At 75.4% G+C, this 18,050-nt stretch carries 13 protein-coding genes; 3 read left to right on the top strand and 10 right to left on the bottom strand.

Annotation, left to right across the window (positions count from 1 at the left end; genetic code table 11):
• Nucleotides 1-428: 428 nt before the first annotated feature.
• Both ACRYR9_RS16840 and ACRYR9_RS16835 read left to right on the top strand, forming a co-directional pair.
• The gene (locus tag ACRYR9_RS16840; RefSeq protein WP_432497871.1) at nt 429-3,077 is read left to right on the top strand and encodes an MGH1-like glycoside hydrolase domain-containing protein; all 2,649 of its coding nucleotides are present in this window, start codon (nt 429-431) and stop codon (nt 3,075-3,077) included.
• 129 nt (nt 3,078-3,206) lie between these two features.
• Nucleotides 3,207-4,775, top strand: coding sequence for a GGDEF domain-containing protein (locus ACRYR9_RS16835; RefSeq protein ID WP_432497841.1), 1,569 nt, complete (start codon nt 3,207-3,209; stop codon nt 4,773-4,775).
• A 24-nt stretch (nt 4,776-4,799) separates the two neighbouring features.
• On the opposite strand, the gene ACRYR9_RS16830 is transcribed toward ACRYR9_RS16835, so the two are convergent.
• The 3 genes from ACRYR9_RS16830 to ACRYR9_RS16820 form a co-directional block, all read right to left on the bottom strand.
• Entirely contained in the window at nt 4,800-6,779 is a 1,980-nt protein-coding gene (locus ACRYR9_RS16830; protein ID WP_432497843.1) for a M13 family metallopeptidase, read from the bottom strand.
• 54 nt (nt 6,780-6,833) lie between these two features.
• Complete coding sequence (locus tag ACRYR9_RS16825; protein WP_432497846.1) at nt 6,834-8,159, bottom strand: multidrug effflux MFS transporter; 1,326 nt, start codon at nt 8,157-8,159, stop codon at nt 6,834-6,836.
• A 157-nt stretch (nt 8,160-8,316) separates the two neighbouring features.
• On the bottom strand, nt 8,317-9,531 hold the full coding sequence (locus ACRYR9_RS16820; protein WP_432497849.1) for an MFS transporter: 1,215 nt from the start codon (nt 9,529-9,531) through the stop codon (nt 8,317-8,319).
• 157 nt (nt 9,532-9,688) lie between these two features.
• Here ACRYR9_RS16820 and ACRYR9_RS16815 point away from each other — a divergent pair, with 157 nt between their 5' ends.
• Complete coding sequence (locus ACRYR9_RS16815; RefSeq protein ID WP_432497852.1) at nt 9,689-10,267, top strand: TerD family protein; 579 nt, start codon at nt 9,689-9,691, stop codon at nt 10,265-10,267.
• Between the two features lie 38 nt (nt 10,268-10,305).
• Here ACRYR9_RS16815 and ACRYR9_RS16810 read toward each other — a convergent pair whose 3' ends face one another.
• The 7 genes from ACRYR9_RS16810 to ACRYR9_RS16780 form a co-directional block, all read right to left on the bottom strand.
• The gene (locus ACRYR9_RS16810) at nt 10,306-10,476 is read right to left on the bottom strand and encodes a hypothetical protein (RefSeq protein WP_432497854.1); all 171 of its coding nucleotides are present in this window, start codon (nt 10,474-10,476) and stop codon (nt 10,306-10,308) included.
• Nucleotides 10,477-10,565: 89 nt separating this feature from the next.
• Complete coding sequence (locus ACRYR9_RS16805) at nt 10,566-11,057, bottom strand: dihydrofolate reductase (RefSeq protein ID WP_432497874.1); 492 nt, start codon at nt 11,055-11,057, stop codon at nt 10,566-10,568.
• A 47-nt stretch (nt 11,058-11,104) separates the two neighbouring features.
• Complete coding sequence (locus ACRYR9_RS16800) at nt 11,105-11,905, bottom strand: thymidylate synthase (RefSeq protein WP_432497856.1); 801 nt, start codon at nt 11,903-11,905, stop codon at nt 11,105-11,107.
• A gap of 9 nt (nt 11,906-11,914) precedes the next feature.
• Complete coding sequence (locus ACRYR9_RS16795) at nt 11,915-14,305, bottom strand: putative bifunctional diguanylate cyclase/phosphodiesterase (RefSeq protein WP_432497859.1); 2,391 nt, start codon at nt 14,303-14,305, stop codon at nt 11,915-11,917.
• 112 nt (nt 14,306-14,417) lie between these two features.
• Nucleotides 14,418-15,338, bottom strand: a complete 921-nt coding sequence (locus tag ACRYR9_RS16790; protein WP_432497862.1) for a hypothetical protein — start codon at nt 15,336-15,338, stop codon at nt 14,418-14,420.
• 35 nt (nt 15,339-15,373) lie between these two features.
• Complete coding sequence (locus tag ACRYR9_RS16785; RefSeq protein ID WP_432497865.1) at nt 15,374-16,849, bottom strand: diguanylate cyclase domain-containing protein; 1,476 nt, start codon at nt 16,847-16,849, stop codon at nt 15,374-15,376.
• Nucleotides 16,846-17,934, bottom strand: a complete 1,089-nt coding sequence (locus ACRYR9_RS16780; RefSeq protein ID WP_432497868.1) for a spore photoproduct lyase family protein — start codon at nt 17,932-17,934, stop codon at nt 16,846-16,848. Before ACRYR9_RS16780 ends, ACRYR9_RS16785 begins: the two co-directional genes overlap by 4 nt.
• Nucleotides 17,935-18,050 lie beyond the last annotated feature (116 nt).

Here is an 18,050-nt window from a genome sequence, read left to right as displayed (position 1 = left end):
ACGGGGTTGATTGATTTGGCATCAACACTTGGCACACTGTTGAGTTCTCAAGAACCGGACGCACCCCGTACCCAACCCCCTCACGAGGACCAGCTAAACAGGGGCAACTTTCCCACTGTAACCAGGAGCCAGGCCAACCTGCAACCCATTCCCGATCAAGCTTGCCGCACCACCCACCCGCAGCAGACCCCCGCGGCCTCCCGGCCCCGGCGGCCGCCCCGTCCGGGCGACGAGAAGAACAGTACGCCGCCCCGGCCCGACCACCAAATCCGCCACGGAGATGGGCCCGAAGCCGTTGTACTGCAACTTGATCCGGGTCCCATCCCGCTCACCCGGCACGCGCGGGCGGCTGTTGGCAGGATGGAGCGGTGGACCAGCCCTCCGAGACGCCTCCCCCCCAGGGGCAGCCGAGCGCCGAGCACGCGCGCATGGCCGAGTCGCCCGGCCCCGACGGGCCGTGGCGCCTGTGGGGCCCCTACGTGTCCGGCCGGCAGTGGGGCACCGTCCGCGAGGACTACTCCGCCTCCGGCGACGCGTGGTCCGCCTTCCCGTTCGAGCACGCCCGCGCCCGCGCCTACCGGTGGGGCGAGGACGGCCTCGGTGCCGTCTGCGACCGCTTCGGCTTCCTCAACCTCGGGGTGGCGCTGTGGAACCGGAAGGACCCGGTCCTCAAGGAGCGCCTCTTCGGCCTCACCAACGGGGAGGGCAACCACGGCGAGGACGTCAAGGAGTACTGGTGGGCCGTCGACGGCACGCCGTCGCACAGCTGGATGCGGTGGCTGTACCGCTACCCGCAGGCGGAGTTCCCCTACGCGCAGCTGCGCGAGGAGAACGCCCGGCGCAGCCGTGAGGAGCGCGAGTACGAGCTCGGCGACACCGGCGTCCTGGACGGCAACCGCTTCTTCGACGTCGAGGTGACCTACGCCAAGGCGTCACCGGACGACGTGTGCGCCGTCATCACCGCCACCAACCACGGCCCGGACCCCGCCCCGCTGGACCTCGTGCCGCAGGTCTGGTTCCGCAACACGTGGTCCTGGGGGTGGGACAAGCGGCGCGGCACCCTCGCGCAGGTCCTGCCCCCCACGCTGTCGGCGGGCGGCCTGGAGGCCGTGGAGTGCGAGCACGGCCACCTCGGCCGGTACTACGTCTGCGCCGAGGGCTCCCCCGAGGTGCTGTTCTGCGAGAACGAGACCAACGCCGTCGAGCTGTTCGGCGCCGAGCGCAACACGGCGGCGTACACCAAGGACGGCATCGACCGGCGGATCGTGCGCGGTGACGTCTCCGCGGTCAACCCCGCGCTGCAGGGGACGAAGGCGGCCTTCTGGTACCGCTTCGACGAGGTGCTGCCCGGGCAGACCGTCGAGGTGCGGCTGCGGCTGTCCCAGGACGCCCCGAGCAGGAACACCTTCGGCGGCGGCTTCGACGCCGTCCTGCGCGACCGCGCCACCGAGGCCGACACCTTCTACGACGCCGTCCTGCCCGAGCAGCTGAGCGCCTCGGACCGGCACATCGCCCGGCGCGCCTACGCGGGGCTCCTGTGGACGAAGCAGCTGTACCGCTACGACGTGCGGCAGTGGCTCGACGGCGACCCCTGGACGGACCCCGCGCCCGAGTCGCGGCGGGCCAAGGGCGGGCGCAACACCGGCTGGCGGCACCTCGCGCTCGCCGACGTGATCTCCATGCCGGACGAGTGGGAGTACCCCTGGTTCGCCGCCTGGGACCTCGCCTTCCACTGCATCCCGCTGGCGCACGTGGACCCCGAGTTCGCCAAGGAGCAGCTCGTCCTCATGCTCCGCGAGTGGTCCATGCACCCCAACGGGCAGCTGCCCGCGTACGAGTGGGCCTTCGGCGACGTCAACCCGCCCGTGCACGCCTGGGCCGCCTGGCACGTCTACCGCCTGGACGGCTACCGCGACCAGGGCTTCCTCGTGCGGGTCTTCACCAAGCTGCTGCTCAACTTCTCCTGGTGGGTCAACCGCAAGGACGCCGACGGATCCCACCTCTTCGAGGGCGGCTTCCTCGGCATGGACAACATCGGCCTGTTCGACCGCTCCGCCCAGCTGCCCCCGGGGTACCGGCTGGAGCAGTCCGACGCCACCAGCTGGATGGCGTTCTACTGCCAGCAGATGTTCAAGATCGCGCTGGAGCTGTCGCGGCACGACCCGGCGTGGGAGGACGCCGCGACGAAGTTCCTCGAGCACTTCCTGTCGATCGCGCAGGCGATGATGTCCTTCGGCTCGCAGGAGGTGACGCTCTGGGACGAGTCCGACGGCTTCTTCTACGACGTCCTGCTGCACCCCGACGGGACCGCCGAGCCCATGCGCGTGCCCTCCATGGTCGGGCTGCTGCCCATCCTCGGCGCCACCGAGGTCCCCTCGTGGATCTCCGAGGAGTGCCCCGACCTCACCTCGCGGCTGCGCTGGCTGCAGCGCCGGCGACCCGAGCTGACCCTGCCGCTGCTGACGCGCTCCGGCCCGGACGGCGACGGGCGCCAGATGCTGCTCTCGCTGCTCGACAAGCCGCGGCTGACCCGCATCCTGGACCGGATGTTCGACCCCGGGCAGTTCCTGTCCGACTACGGCATCCGGTCGCTGTCCGCCGCCGTCAAGGAGCACATCACCACCGAGGTCAGCGGTCAGCACTCCTCGATCGTGTACGAGCCCGGTGAGTCGCGCACCGCGCTGTTCGGCGGCAACTCCAACTGGCGCGGGCCCGTCTGGTTCCCCGTCAACGTGCTGCTCGCCGACAAGCTGCGCACCTACGGGCGCTTCTTCGGCGACGAGGTGACCGTCGAGCACCCGCGCGGCTCCGGGCGGCGCATCACCCTCGTGCAGGCCGCCGACCTCGTCGACGACAGCCTCGTCTCGCTGTTCCGCCCCGTGGGCGGGCGGCGACCCGCCGACGGCGACCGCATCGAGGCCAGCGACGACCCCCTGTGGCGGGAGCACCCCACGTTCAACGAGTACTTCGACGGCGACACCGGCGAAGGGCTCGGCGCCACCCACCAGACCGGCTGGACCGCCCTGGTGGCCCACCTGCTGCACCCCCGGCTGCCTCCCGGGCCACCGCAGCGCTGACGAGGACGGGCTGACGGGGAGGGTGGACCACCCGGACGGGTGGTCCACCCGTGCCCCGCGCGGGCCGATGGGAAGCTCGACCCCGCTGGAGAAGACCGGCGGGGCACGGCGGGAGGAGCGGACCGGACGGTGGGAGCCCTCACGCTCGTCGTCGCCCTGGCCTCCGTCGTCACCGCCGTCACGGCGGCGCTGACCTGGCACCGGCGCGCGCAGACCCCGGCGGCCGTCCCGCTGACCGCGTCCCTGGCGTCCGTCAGCGTGTGGGCCGCGGCCGTCGTGCTGCTCAACAGCGGCCAGCGCCCCGCTGTCCTCGACGCCCTCGTCCACGTGCAGTACCTGGGCATCACCGGTGCCGTCGCCGCCAACCGGCTGTTCGCGCACACCGTCACGGGGCGCCGCCTCACCGCCCGCAGGGTGCTGGTGCTGTGCGTCGAGCCGCTGCTGGTGCAGCTGGCGCTGCTGGCCGACCCCGCGACGCGGCTGTTCTACGCCACCGTGGAGCACACCGGGGACCCGGTGGTGCGCGAGACCACCCTCGGGCCGCTCTTCTGGGCGCACGCCCTCTACAGCTACGCGATCGTCGCCGTCAGCGCGGCCGTCGTGGCCCGGCAGCGCCGGTACGCCACCGGGCTGCTGCGGCGGCAGCTGAGCACCGTGCTGCTGGCCATCGCCGCGCCCGCCCTCGTCAACGTCGTCACCGTGACGCTGCCGGCGGAGGTGCTCAGCATCGACCCCACCCCGGCCGTCTTCGGGGTCACCGGCCTGCTCTTCGCGTTCTCGGTGCTGCACCAGGACCTGCTGCACCTGCTGCCCGTCGCGCGGGGCCTCGTCGTCGACACGCTCGGGGACGCCGTCGTCGTGGTCGACGAGCAGCAGCGCGTCGTCGACCTCAACCCCGCGGCCCGGGCGCTGCTCGAGCGGCTCGGCAGGGAGCCCGGCGCCGCCGGCGCGCCGCTGGAGGCCGTCGTCGGGGCCGCCCTCGCCGCGGCCGTCGGCGCCGGGCGGGGCGAGGACGTCGTCCAGCTCGGCGAGGTCAGCCTGGACGTGCGGGTGCGCCGCATCCACGACCCCCGCGGGAACGCCCTCGGCCGCGTCGCCGTGCTGCGCGACATCACCGCCCAGCGCGGCCAGCAGCGCGCCCTGGAGGAGGCCAACGCGCAGCTGCGCCAGCACGTCGAGACCATCGAGCGGCTGCGCGCCGACCTCGCCGAGGAGGCTTCGCGCGACCCCCTCACCGGCCTGCGCAACCGGCGCCGCTTCGTCGACGACCTCACCGAGCGGCTGCGGGCGGCCGCCGGCGCCGGACGGCCCCTGGCCCTCGTGCTGCTGGACGTCGACCACTTCAAGTCCGTCAACGACACCCACGGCCACGCCGTCGGCGACGCCGTGCTGGTCGCCGTGGCGGCGGTCCTGCGCGAGCACGCCCGCGCCGAGGACGTCGTGCGCTACGGCGGGGAGGAGTTCGTCGTCGTCCTGCCCGGCCTGGCAGCCGCCGCGGCCGCCGAGCGCGCCGAGGAGCTGCGGGCCGCCTGCGCCCGGCTGCGCGTGGCCGGCAGCGAGGTCCGCGTCACCATCAGCGCCGGCGTCGCCTCCTGCCCCGAGCACGGCACGACGCCCGACGACCTGCTGCTGGCCGCCGACCGGGCGCTGTACGCGGCCAAGACCGGCGGGCGCGACCGGGTGGCGCTGGCCACCTGAGCGCGCCCGCCCGTCAGCGGCACCTCACCAGATGCGCACCCGCTCGGCCGGGTCCATCCACAGCCCGTCGCCCGGCTGCACGCCGAACGCCTCGTGGAACTCCACGAGGTTGCGGACCACCGCGTTGCAGCGGAACTCCGGCGGGGAGTGCGGGTCGATCGCCAGGCGCCGCTCCACCTCGGCGGGGCGGACCTTGCCGCACCACACGCGGGCCCAGCCGACGAAGAGGCGCTGGTGGCCGGTGAGGCCGTCCACCACGGGGGCCTCGCGGCCGGCCAGGGCGATCTCGTACGCCTTGTGCGCGATCGTCAGCCCGCCCAGGTCGCCGATGTTCTCGCCGACGGTCAGGGCGCCGTTGACGTGCTTGCCGGGCGTCTCCGGGGGCTCCAGCACGTCGTACTGGGCGATGAGGGCCTGCGTCCGCTTCCCGAACTCCTCGCGGTCGGCGTCGGTCCACCAGTCGCGCAGGTTGCCGTCGCCGTCGTACTTCGAGCCCTGGTCGTCGAAGCCGTGGCCGATCTCGTGGCCGATGACCGCGCCGATGCCGCCGTAGTTCTCGGCGTCGTCGGCGTCCAGGGAGAAGAACGGCGGGCGCAGGATCGCCGCGGGGAAGACGATCTCGTTCAGGCCCGGGTTGTAGTAGGCGTTGACCGTCTGCGGGGTCATGAACCACTCCGAGCGGTCCACCGGGCCGCCCAGCTTGGCCAGCTCTCGGTCCACCTCGAACGCGAACGCGCGGCGGACGTTGCCCAGCAGGTCGCCGCGCTCGATCGTCAGGGCGGAGTAGTCGCGCCACTGATCGGGGTGGCCGATCTTGGGCGTGAACTTGCCCAGCTTCTCCAGCGCGCGGTCCTTCGTCTCGCGCGTCATCCAGTCCAGCGCCTCGATGTCCTGCCGGTAGGCCTCGACGAGGTTCGCGACCAGCTCCTGCATCCGGGCCTTCGCCTCCGGCGGGAAGTGCTCGGCGACGTACAGCTCGCCCAGCGCCTCCCCCAGCACGCCCTCCACCAGGCCGACGCCGCGCTTCCAGCGCTCGCGCAGCTGCGGGGCGCCGGTCAGGGTCGTGCCGTAGAAGGCGAAGTTCTCCGCCACCAGCTCGGCGTGCAGGTACGGGGCGGCCTGGTGCAGCACCCGCCAGCCCAGCCACTCGCGCCACGTCGAGACGGGGGTGCCCGTCAGGACCTGCGCCATGCCCTCCAGGTAGCTGGGCTGGCGCACGACCACCTCGGCGAACGCCTGCTCCGGCACGCCGGCGGCGCCCAGCCAGGCGGCCAGGTCCACACCCGGCAGCAGCGCCGCCAGCCCGGCGCGGTCCAGCTTGTTGTAGGTGGCGTTCGCGTCGCGGTTGCGCACCCTGTCCCAGTGGTGGGCCGCGAGCGCCGTCTCCAGCTCCAGGACGCGCCGGGCGCTGCCGGCCGGGTCGGGGCGGCCGCCGATGGTCAGCACCCGCTCCACGTGCGCGACGTACGCCTCGCGCAGGTCGGCGTACTGCTCCTCGCGGTAGTAGGACTCGTCGGGCAGGCCCAGGCCGGACTGGGTGAGGTAGACGACGTACTCGTCGGACTTCGCGTTGTCGGTGTCCACCCAGTACCCGAACGGGCCGCCCACGCCGAGGTGGTCGAGGCGGCCGAGCAGGCGCACCAGGCCGTCGAGGTCGGCCACGGCGTCGACCTGCTCCAGCTCCCCGGCGACGGGGCCGACGCCGAGGGCGTCGGCGCGCTCGGTGTCCATGAAGGAGGCGTACAGGTCGCCGATCTTCTGCCGGACGCCGCCCGGCTCGGCGGTGCCGTCGGCGGCGGCCGCGGCGGCGGCCTCGACGATGGCGCGGCACTCGGCCTCGGACTGGTCGCGCAGCCGCACGAAGGCGCCGTCGACGGCCCGGTCCTCGGGGATCTCGGCCGTGGCCAGCCAGCGACCGTTGACGTGGCGGAAGAGGTCGTCCTGCGGGCGCACGGAGGGGTCGACGTCCTCGGCCGCCGGGCGCTGGTCGGTGATCGAGCTCATGACCGGAGCCTAGGCCCGCGCCGGGGGGTGCGCCCCGGCGCGGGCCGGGAGGGGTCAGGCGTGGTCGGCGTGAGCGCGGGCCGCGGCGGTGCGGCGGTCCGCCGCCGCCACCGCGGTGACCAGCACCAGGGCCAGGGCCGTGGCGACCGCGATGACGGAGGCCATGGCGTGCGCGTCACCGCCGAGCAGGCCGGTGACGACGCCGACCAGGCCGCCCACGCCGGACTGCAGGGCCGTCACCAGCGCCGCGGCCGCGCCGGCGCTGGCGCCGTACGGCTCCAGGGCCATCGTCACCGCGTTCGGCATGATCAGGCCCAGGGTGAGCAGCAGCAGCCACAGCGGGACCACGAAGGCCAGCAGCTCGTCCACGCCGGACAGGACGACGCCGCCCAGCACCAGCGACAGCGTCAGCGCCGCGGTGACGCCCACCCGCAGCAGCGCCGGGGAGCCGAAGCGCTGCACGAGCGCGGCGTTGACCTGGCTGCCGCCGACGAGCGCGACGCCCATGACGGCGAACAGGACCGCGAACTGCGTGGTGCTCAGCCCGAAGCCGTCCTGGAAGACGAACGGGGAGGTCGCCACGTAGCTCATCACCACGGACATCGCCAGGCCCGGCACGACCGCCAGGGCCATGAAGCGGCGGTCGCGCACGAGGGCGCCGTACCCGCTGAAGCTGCGCAGCACCCGACCACCGCGGCGACGGGTCACCGGCACGGCGCGCGCGGCGGCCGAGGAGGGTGCGCGGGAGGCCTGCGCGGGCACCTCGACGGCCAGCTCGGGCCGGGTCTCCGGCAGCCGGCGCCACACCGCCAGCAGGACCAGCAGGCCGGCCACCGCCAGCAGCGCCAGCACGGGGCGCCAGCCGGTGTGCTCGGCGATCGCGCCGCCGATCGTGGGCGCGAACAGCGGGGCCACGCCGATGACGAGGATCAGCCGGGACATCAGCCGCGCCGCGGCCGGGCCGGTGAACAGGTCGCGGATGATCGCCATGCCGACGACCGAGCCGGCGGCGGCGCCCATCCCCGCGAGGAAGCGGGCGGCGACCAGGGTGGGCAGGCTGGGGGCGATCGCGCACAGCAGTGCCGCCACGACGTAGACGGCGAAGCCGGCGATCGCGGGGCGGCGGCGGCCGTAGGCGTCGCTGAGGGGGCCGCTGACGAGCTGCCCGAGGGCGGACCCCACGAGCACGCCGGTGATGGTGAGCTGCGCGTTCGCGGCGGTGGTGCCGAGGTCGTCGGCGACCTGCGGCAGCGACGGCAGGTACAGGTCGATGGTGACCGCGCCGAGCGCGGCCATGGTGCCGAGCAGCAGCACGAGCCCGAACGTGGAGGTGCTGCGGGCGGGGGAGGTCCTGGGGGGCGAGGTGGGCAGCGCGGTCATCCGGTGGGGGTCCTCGAGAGCCTGGTGAGGTGGTGCACCGCGCGCCGTCGAGCGGGGCAGGACGGGGCGGGGCGCCAGCCGTCCCCTCCACAGTAGGGCGGGCGGCGGCGGGAGTCTCCTCGGTTCCGTGTCGTCGCCGGGTCGCTGCTGAACCGGGTCAGCGCGGGACGGGCACGGCGGTCGCGGGAGCGCGCCGCGCGGCCCGCGCGGCGAGGAGCAGGGCCGTGGCGCCCAGGAGGGCGACGAGGACGGCGTAGCCCTCGGCGACGGCGCGCAGGCCGACGTGCGGGGTCAGCAGCCCGCCGACGACCGACGGCACGCCGAAGGCGAGGTAGCACATGACGTAGACGGCGGACAGGACGCCGGCGCGCTCGGCGGCCGGCGCGGTGGCGACCACGGCGCGCAGGCCCCCCTGGAAGGCGGCGCCGAAGCCGAGGCCGGAGACCACCGAGGCGGTGAAGAACAGCGGCGTGGACGCCGACTGCAGGGCGACGACCAGCAGGGCGGGGCCGACCAGGAACGCGGCGGAGCCGGCGAGCGCGACCCGGCGGGCCGGCAGGTTCCGGGTCAGGACGCCCACGAGCGCACCGGTGCCGGTGAGGCTGGCGACGACGAGGCCGCCGACGAGGTGGTCGGTGCGGCCCAGCACGGTCGCGGCGACCGAGGGGCCCAGGCCGAGGAAGAGCCCGCCCAGGGCCCAGCTGCCGGTCAGGGCGGGGGCCAGCGCCACCAGGACCGGGCGGGTGGCGGCGGGGACCCGCACCGACGGCGCGAGGGAGGCGCGGGCGCCCGGGGTGCGCGGGGAGGTCTCCGGGGCCGCCAGCAGCAGGACGGCGCAGGCGACGAGGAGGACGGCGAGCACGGCGTAGACGAGGCGGGCGGGGGCGGGCGCGTACTGCACGAGCAGGCCGGCGCCCAGGCCACCGACCATGAGGCCGACCGGCGGGGCGGCGCCGTTGAGGGTCTGCGCGAGGGTGGTGCGCGCACCGCCGAGGTCGAGCAGCCACGCGCCGAGGGCGCCGATGGCGGCGCCGGTGCCGACGCCCTGCAGGGCGCGCGCGGCGATCAGCCACGCGGCGGAGCCGGCGAGGAGGAAGCCGGCGAGCGCCACCAGCACCCCGGCGAGGCCGGCGAGGACGACGGTGCGCCGGCCCAGGTGGTCCGAGAGGGAGCCGACGGTCAGCAGCGCCAGCAGCAGGGTGCCGGCGTAGACGGCGAAGACGACCGTGACGGTCGTGGCGCTCAGGCCCCACTCCTGCTGGTAGACGGGGAAGACCGGCGAGGGCGCCGAGGAGGCGGACACGAGCAGGGCGAGGGTGGCGGCGACCAGCCAGAAGGCGGCCCGCTCGGGCAGGCGGCGGGTGCGGGGCAAGGCTCTCCTCGGGATCGGTGCGGTGGGGGCACCGGGGACCGTTCGCCGGCCCTCGGGTCAAGCGATTGCCTCGGGACGTTGTTCCCCGCGGGGCCCACCGGGTGCCGTCCGGGCCGCGCCGGTAGCGTCGCTGCGAGGACAACGCGAGGAGGACCGGATGGGTGTGACGCTCGCCAAGGGCGGCAACGTGTCGCTGACGAAGGTGGCGCCGAACCTCACGGAGGCCGCCGTCGGCCTCGGCTGGGACGTGCGCACCACCACCGGCGTCGACTTCGACCTGGACGCCAGCGCGCTGCTGCTCGGTGCCGGCGGCAAGGTCCTCTCCGACGCCCACTTCGTCTTCTACAACCAGCTCACCAGCCCCGAGGGCTCCGTGCGGCACACCGGCGACAACCGCACCGGCGAGGGCGAGGGCGACGACGAGGTCGTCGAGGTGGACCTGCTGTCGGTGCCGCCGCAGTGCCAGCGGATCGTCTTCGCCGTGTCCATCCACGACGCCGAGGCGCGCCGGCAGAGCTTCGGGCAGGTGCACGGCGCGTTCATCCGGCTCGTGGACCGCGCCACCGGCGAGGAGGTCGTGCGCTTCGACCTGTCCGAGGACGCCTCCACCGAGACCGCCATGGTGTTCGGCGAGGTGTACCGGCGCGAGGCGGAGTGGAAGTTCCGCGCCGTCGGGCAGGGCTACGCGAACGGGCTGCGCGGCATCGCGCAGGACTTCGGCGTCGACGTGGACTGAGCGGGCCCGGACCGGACCGCCGCGCCGGCCGCGGCGCGTCAGCGGCCGGGGCGGGTGCGGCGCTCGCCGACCACGTCCGGCAGCTCGATGCCCAGACCGGCGCGCGGTTCGCCGCTGCGCGGGCGGGCACCGGGGCGCGAGCGCGCCACGGTGCGGCCCACCAGGGCGGCGACCAGCAGGATGACGACGAGGGACACCAGAACGGTCATCGCGGACCTCCTCGCGCGGGGCCCGGGCGCCGGGCCGACACCCCACGGTCGCACGCGGCGGCGGTGCGCGCGAGGGGTCGGCGGGCGGTTCAGCCCGTCGCGCGCCGCAGGGTCCGGATCCGGAACCGCGGCCCCGCGCTGGAGGTCGCCCAGCCGTCGGCCGGCTCCTGCGCGGTGAGGACCCAGCCGTCGCCGACCTCGGGGGCCGTGGTGTCCCCGGCCACCCGCACGTCGACGTCGGTGACGACGAGGACGTCGGCGCGCGCCAGGGCCGCCCGGTAGACCTGACCGCCCCCGACCACCCACACGTCGCCCGCGTCGAGCGCGTCGTCCAGGGCGGTGTCCAGGTCGTGGGCGGCCTCGGCGCCCTCGGCGCTCCAGGAGCGGTCGCGGGTCAGGACCACGTTGCGCCGCCCGGGCAGGGGGCGGAACCGCGGGGGCAGCGAGTCCCAGGTGGCGCGGCCCATGAGGACCGCGGCTCCCGCGGTGAGCCGCTTGAAGTGCGCCAGGTCCTCCGGGACCCGCCACGGCAGGCGCCCGCCGTCGCCGATGACGCCGTCGGGCGACTGCGCCCACACCATGCCGATCACTGGCCGATCACGCGTGCTCCCCCCGCCGTGCGCACCGCTCAGACCGCGACCGGCGCCTTGATGGCGGGGTGGTGCACGTAGTCGAGCAGCTCGAAGTCCGTCCACTCGTGCTCGCCGAACGGCCTGGGCGCCACCCGCAGCGCGGGGAACGGGTGCGGCTCGCGGGACAGCTGCTCGGCGACCTGCTCGACGTGGTTGTCGTAGACGTGGACGTCCCCGCCGGTCCAGACGAGGTCGCCGACCTCCAGGCCGACCTCGGCGGCGACCAGGTGGGTCAGCAGCGCGTAGGAGGCGATGTTGAACGGCACGCCGAGGAAGAGGTCCGCGCTGCGCTGGTACAGCTGGCACGACAGCCGCCCGCCGGCCACGTGGAACTGGAACAGCGCGTGGCAGGGCGCCAGCGCCATCTCCTCCAGCTCGCCGACGTTCCAGGCGGAGACGACCATGCGCCGCGAGTCCGGGTCGGTGCGCAGCGTGTCGAGCACCTGCGCGATCTGGTCGACGTGCCGGCCGTCCGGGGTGGGCCAGGAGCGCCACTGCACGCCGTACACGGGGCCGAGGTCGCCGTTCGCGTCGGCCCACTCGTCCCAGATCGTCACGCCGCGCTCCTGCAGCCAGCGCACGTTGCCGTCCCCGCGCAGGAACCACAGCAGCTCCAGCGCCACCGACTTGAAGTGCACCCGCTTGGTGGTGATGAGCGGGAAGCCGGCCGAGAGGTCGTAGCGCAGCTGCGCGCCGAACCACGAGCGGGTGCCGGTGCCGGTGCGGTCGGCCTTGGGGGTGCCGTTCGCCGCGACGTGGCGCAGCAGGTCCTCGTACTGGGTGTCGACGCGAGCCACGGGGGAACTCTAAGCGCGCCCGGGCACCGCGGGGGCCAGCCCGTGCCGGGTGCCCGCGCGCCCGCCCCGGGCCCGGCCGCGCAGCGCGAGGGCCTGCGCGAAGTGCTCGGCGGGAGCCGGCCGCCCGAACAGGTACCCCTGCGCCAGGTCGCAGTCCAGGGCGTGCAGCACGTCGCGCTGGTGCTCGTCCTCGACGCCCTCGGCGACGACCGACAGCCCGAGCGCGTGCGCCACCGCGACGATCGCGTCGACGATGCGCACGTCGCCGGGCCCCTCCCCGAGGCGGGCGGTGAACGAGCGGTCGACCTTGACGACGTCCACCGGCAGGGTCCGCAGCGTCGACAGGCTGGAGTAGCCGGTGCCGAAGTCGTCCACGGCGACGCGCACGCCCAGGCGGCGCAGCCGGCTCAGGATCGAGCAGGCCGCCGCCTCGTCCACCATGAGGGCGGACTCGGTGATCTCCAGGCCCAGGGCGGTGCCGGGCAGACCCGCCCCCGCCAGGGCGGCGACGACCTCGTCGGCGAACCCCTCGTCGCCGAGCTGGTGCGGTGAGACGTTCACCCAGACCGTCAGGTCGCGCGCCGAGGGGTGCTCGGCGCGCCAGCGGGCCATCTGGTGGCAGGCGGAGGTCAGGACCCGCCGGCCCAGCTCGGCGATGAGCCCGCTGCCCTCGGCGACGGGGATGAACTCCGACGGCGGCACCGGCCCCACCCCGGGCCGCGTCCAGCGCAGCAGCGCCTCGAACCCGACCAGCCGCCCGGAGACGGTCTCCACCTCCGGCTGGTAGTGCAGGGAGAACTGGTCGGTGCCCACGGCGTCGCGCAGGGCCAGCCCCGTGCCGAGCACGGCCGCCGCGCGCCGCTGCATCTCCGCGTCGTACACCCGCACCCGGGAGCGGCCCGAGCGCTTGGCGACGTGCATGGCCTCGTCGGCGTCGCGCAGCAGGACGTCCAGGTCGGCCGTGCCGCTGAGCGCCGTGGTGGTCAGGCCCGTGCTGGCCGTCAGGTGCAGCACGTGACCGGGCACGTGCACCGGCAGGGTGAAGCACGCCCCCACCCGCTCCGCCACCTCCAGGGCGGCACCCGGGTCGACGTGCGGCAGGACGGCGGTGAAGGCGTCGCCGGCGAAGCGGCACACGACGTCGTGCGGGCGCAGCGCCGAGCGCAGCGCGTCGGCCGCCGTGCGCAGGTAGGCGTCGCCGGCCGCGTGCCCCAGGGAGTCGTTGACCATCTTGAAGTGGTCCACGTCGGCCAGCAGGACCGCGTGGACGGCCCCGGCGGCGGGAGCGACGGCCAGGGCGCGCCGGGCGGCGTCGAGGAACGCGGTGCGGTTCAGCAGGTCGGTCACCGTGTCGAGGGTGGCCAGCCGGGTCAGCTCCCGCGCCGAGCGGTCGCGCTCGACGGCCACGCGGGTCAGGTCCCGCAGGGCGGGGACCACGCCGTCCACCGGCACGGCCCCCGGGCTGCGGCGGTACAGCGCGAAGGTGCCCAGGGCGGTGCCGTCCTCGCCGAGCACCGGCAGGGAGGTGCACGCCGCCAGGCCGTGCTCGGCGGCCAGCGCGCGGTACCGGCTCCACTCGGGGGCGGTGGTGATGTCCGCGGTGACGACCGGTGCGCGCCGGTGCAGCGCGGTGCCGCAGGAGCCGACGCCCTCGGCGACGGGCAGGCCGTCCACGGCCGCCCGGTAGGCGGCCGGCAGGCTCGGTCCCGCGCCGTCGCGCATGGTGGTGCCGTCCTCGTCGGCCAGCAGCACCGCGCACAGGACGTCCGGGCCCAGCAGCGCCTCGACGTGCCGGGCCAGGCGCTCCAGCACCGCCGGCAGCGGGTGCCCGGCGGCGACCGCCTCCAGCACGTCGCGCTGGGCCTCCAGCAGGCGGGCGTCGCGCTCGTGGGCGCCCACCCGGCGGCGCAGGGCCAGCAGCGTGCGCACCAGGTGCGCCTGGCTGCGCAGGACCTCGCGGTCCGCGGCGCAGAACCGCCGCGGGTGCCGGTCGGCCACCGACAGCGCACCCAGGACGAAGCCGTCCTCGTCGACGAGGGGCACGCCCAGGTACGAGCGCACCAGGCCGCGGGCCGCCAGGGGGTGGTGCCGGAACACGGGGTGACCGCGGGCGTCGGCCACGTTCAGGGGCGCGCCCGTGGTGACCACGTGCGCGCCCGGGGACAGCTCGTCGGGGACCTCCGCGTGCGCCGAGCGCAGGCCCCGGTGGGCGGGGAACCACTGCCGGCCGGGGCGGACGAGCTCCAGCGCCGCCACCGGTGCGCGCAGCACGCCGGCGACGTGCGCGACGACGCCCTCGAGGTCGGCGTCGCGCGCGTCGCCGTCCAGACCGCAGGCGTCCACGGCGGCCAGGCGCGCGGGGTCGGCGACCGCGGCGCGCAGCCGTTCGAGGTCCCTCACGGCCGGTGCACCGCGCCCGGGCGCGGGGCCCGGGAGAGCGCACGCACCGGCGATCCGCCGCGTCGCGCACTCAGCGCAGTCAGTTCCACACTCCCAGTATGCGCACAGGGGCTCAGGCCGCGAGGTGCTCGTCGAAACCCGCGTCGTCGGCCGCCTCGCCGCGCACCACCGCCGCCAGCCGCGACAGCCACGCCGCCCCCGCCTCGTCGTGCACGCTGTTCCAGGACGCCAGCACCGGGTAGGGCGTCTCCGGCACCCCGTCGGCGGGACGGACGTCGACGTGGGCGACGGCGTACCCCTGCGCGTGCAGCCAGTCCGCCATCGCGTAGTCGGTGCGCGAGTCCCCCGCGGTGCGCCACGCGGCCGGCAGCGGCCCGTCTGCCGCCAGCAGCCGCAGCGCCGTCTGCGCGCCGCGGTCCTTGCCCAGCAGCACCGACTCCACGTCGGTGGAGATGATCGTGGGGTCCACCCGCCAGCCCACCCGCCCGTCGGCGTCCGGCCAGCGCTCGCCGCGGCGCTCGACGCCCATCCCCAGACCCGTCACGACCTCCACCGCGGCGGCGTCGAAGCGCTGCTGCGCGGCGAGGTAGTCGGCGCTGGGCACCTCCACGCGCTGCTCGATCGAGACCATGGCGTGCTTGCCGGGGTCCACGAACATCGTGTCCGCGAAGTCGCGCCGGGCCAGCGACTCCAGCGCCTGCACCGCCGCCGGCGGCACCGCGAGGCCGGCGTCCACGTGCAGCGGGCCGGCGCCGTCGGCGGTGATGGAGAAGTGCACCGCGCCCTTCTCGCACACCGCGTGCAACCGCGCCGTCGCCGGCAGGCCCGCCGCCAGCAGCGGCGCCACCACGTTCTCGCGCAGGAAGTGGTCCGAGCGGCCCGTGTTGAACACCACCGGGACGCCCGCTGCCAGCAGCTCCAGCAGGCTGTCCAGCAGACCGGGCGCGCTGACGGTGCGGGTGACGGGGCTGGCGACCGGCCCGTCGACGTCCAGGAGCAGGCCGAACGGGGGCACGACGGGGGTGGTGGTCACCCCCGCATCCTCCCGCACCCGCCGCAGGAGGCCGGTCAGCCCGGGACCGGCTCCTGCGCCACCACCGGCCCGGCACCGGTGCGCTTGGAGCGGTACATCGCCTCGTCCGCCGCGCGCAGCACCGCCGCCGGCCCCGCACCCGGGAGCACCGGCGCGACGCCGACGCTCGCGCTGACGCGCGCGTCGAAGCCGTCCACGCGCACCGGCTCGGCGACGACCCGCTCCACCCGGCGGGCGGCGGCCAGCGCGGCAGCGGCACCCACCGGACGGTCCGGTCCGCCGCGCAGCAGGACGGCGAACTCGTCCCCGCCCAGGCGGGCGACCAGGCCGGGCTCCGGGACGACGGACCGAAGGCGGGTGGCGACCTGCTGCAGCAGCACGTCACCCGCGTGGTGGCCGAGGGTGTCGTTGACCCCCTTGAAGCCGTCGAGGTCCACCAGCAGCAGCGCCGCCGGGTCCGTGCCGGCGCACGCGCCCTCCAGCGCGTCCAGCAGCGCGCGGCGGTTCGCCAGACCCGTCAGGGCGTCGGAGTTCGCCAGCTCGGTGACCTCCGCCAGGCGCTGCCGCTCGGCGCGGCGCAACCGGGCGCTGTCCACCACCAGCGCACCCTCCAGCGCCAGCTGCCGGGCCAGCTCCCGCTCCCGCGCCGTCCACCGGCGCGGGCCGGTGACGTCGCCGCACACCGCCATGCCCACCGGGCCGTCGGTCGACAGCAGCGGCATCGCCGCGTACGAGCGCAGGCCCATCACCTCGGCGAACCCGCCGGTGCGGCGCAGCTCGCGGGCGTCGTCGGAGAGCACCGGAGCGCGGTCCCGCTCGGCGCGGCACCACACCGGGGAGTCGGCGGCACGCCGCCCCACCAGGCAGCGCTCCAGCTGCGCGGCGACCTCCTGCGGCACGCCGACGCCGTAGACGGTGCGGATCACGCCCTCGGCGTCCGTGACGTGCACGGCGGCGCGCTCGGTGCCGAAGACGTCGGCGGTCACCCGCGCCAGCAGCCGGGCCGCCTGCCCGACGCCGTCCGCGTGCGAGCCCTCCTCGAACAGTCGGCGCACGGCCGCCGCGGCGGCGGCGTCGAAGGCCCGCTCGCGGCGCAGGACGGCGCTGCGCACGGTGAGCGCGACGTGGTGCGCCAGGCTCGCCACCACGTGCGACGGCGGCGGCCCGGCACGGGTGATCAGCACCAGCTCCCCCAGGTCCAGCCCCGCCAGGCGCAGCGGGACGCGCAGCTCGCCGGTGCCCGCGGACGCGCCGGCGGCCACCACCTCGGGGCCGCGCTCGCCGGGGACGTGCGCCACCGCACCGACGAGGGACCCCGACGGGGCGAGGTGCTGCACGGCGAGCTGAAGCACCTCGGCCGGCTCGGCGGGCTCGGACACCAGGGTCAGCAGGTCGACGAGCAGCGCCTGCTGCTCGTCGACCTCGTCCTGGCGGGTGCTGCCCACCCCGGTGCCATCGGCGCGCGGGGGCACCGGCTGAACGTCGCCGGCCGGGGCGGGCTCGAGGATCACGTCCAGTACAGGTACCGGGCCGCGGGCAGCTCACGGGCCAGTGCCTGCTCGAACCACGAGCGCAGCTCGCGCACCGTGCCCGCGTCGTACACGTGCTTCACGGCGCCGAACCTGCCGTGCTTGCGGGTGCGGGTGCTCTCGTCCAGGTCCAGCTTCGTGCGCGGGTACCAGCCGAGCTGCACCTCCTTGCTCTTCGGGGTGAACCGGTGGGTGATGCACTCCACGGTCAGGTCCAGCCCCGGAACGTCGGCCAGCTCCGCGGCGGCCGACGCCAGCAGCTCCCCGTACGCCGACCGCCAGTCCTCCACCGGCATGATCGGCGCGATCGTCAGGCCGACCGGGTACCCGGCGCGCGCCAGGCGGCCCAGGGCCCGCAGCCGGGCACCCACCCGGGCGGTGCCGCCCTCGAAGCGCTCGACCTCCGGCACGTTCACGGAGGCGCGCACGCGGGTGCGCCCGCCGTGCGGCAGGGCCAGCAGGCCGTCGACGTCGTCGTACTTCGTCGTCAGGCGCAGCTGCACCGGCCCGGGCCAGTCGTGGGTGCCGAAGTGCGCGACCGTCGCGGCCAGCGAGCCGGTGACGTGCTCGATCGCGAGGGGGTCGGTGTAGCAGGACGCCTCGAAGGTGGTGCCCTCGTGGCCGCGCGCGGCGGTGCCGGAGGTCACCGAACCGGTGCCGACGACCTCGTCCAGCCCGGCGAGGATCCGCGGCAGGTCCGCGTACACGCGGGTGATCGGCGGGCCCGCCAGGGAACCGGCGAGGTAGCAGTACTGGCAGTGGCCGGGGCAGCCCTCGGCGATCGGGAAGGCGAAGTCCGCGCTCGGCGGGATGGGCGAGGGGCGGCGCTTGGAGGCGGGGCTGGTGACGACGGCCAGGGTGCGCTTTGCGGCGGCGTAGGTGGCGCGCTCGTCGGCGCCGCGCAGGCTGGGCAAGCGGTCGCCGCTCAGCAGGCGCACGTCCTGCACGCCGGCGGCGGCGAGGCGGTCCAGGATCGCGCGGCCGTGCGGTTCGGCCTGCGCGGAAGCGGTGGCGTAGACGGTGGTGGGGACCCAGAGGCGGGGACGGGTGAGCTGCTCGCTCGGCACGTCCTGTTCAACACCGGTGACCCTGCGGGTCCTCCCCCGCAGGGGGTGTCGCGCACCACAGCACCTCCCTCCGCGGTGATCTTGCACGGTTGAGTGCTCAACCGTGCAAGATCACC

Origin of the sequence: Kineococcus auxinigenes (genome assembly GCF_050871525.1) — a bacterium.
Lineage (GTDB): Bacteria > Actinomycetota > Actinomycetes > Actinomycetales > Kineococcaceae > Kineococcus.
This window is presented reverse-complemented; position numbering and strand designations above follow the sequence as displayed.

Coding starts and splice junctions, on each gene's coding strand:
- ACRYR9_RS16840 (WP_432497871.1), top strand. CDS start 429: ATGGCCGAGTCGCCCGGCCCCGACGGGCCGTGGCGCCTGTGGGGCCCC.
- ACRYR9_RS16830 (WP_432497843.1), bottom strand. CDS start 6,779: ATGAGCTCGATCACCGACCAGCGCCCGGCGGCCGAGGACGTCGACCCC.
- ACRYR9_RS16825 (WP_432497846.1), bottom strand. CDS start 8,159: ATGACCGCGCTGCCCACCTCGCCCCCCAGGACCTCCCCCGCCCGCAGC.
- ACRYR9_RS16815 (WP_432497852.1), top strand. CDS start 9,689: ATGGGTGTGACGCTCGCCAAGGGCGGCAACGTGTCGCTGACGAAGGTG.
- ACRYR9_RS16810 (WP_432497854.1), bottom strand. CDS start 10,476: ATGACCGTTCTGGTGTCCCTCGTCGTCATCCTGCTGGTCGCCGCCCTG.
- ACRYR9_RS16805 (WP_432497874.1), bottom strand. CDS start 11,057: ATGGTGTGGGCGCAGTCGCCCGACGGCGTCATCGGCGACGGCGGGCGC.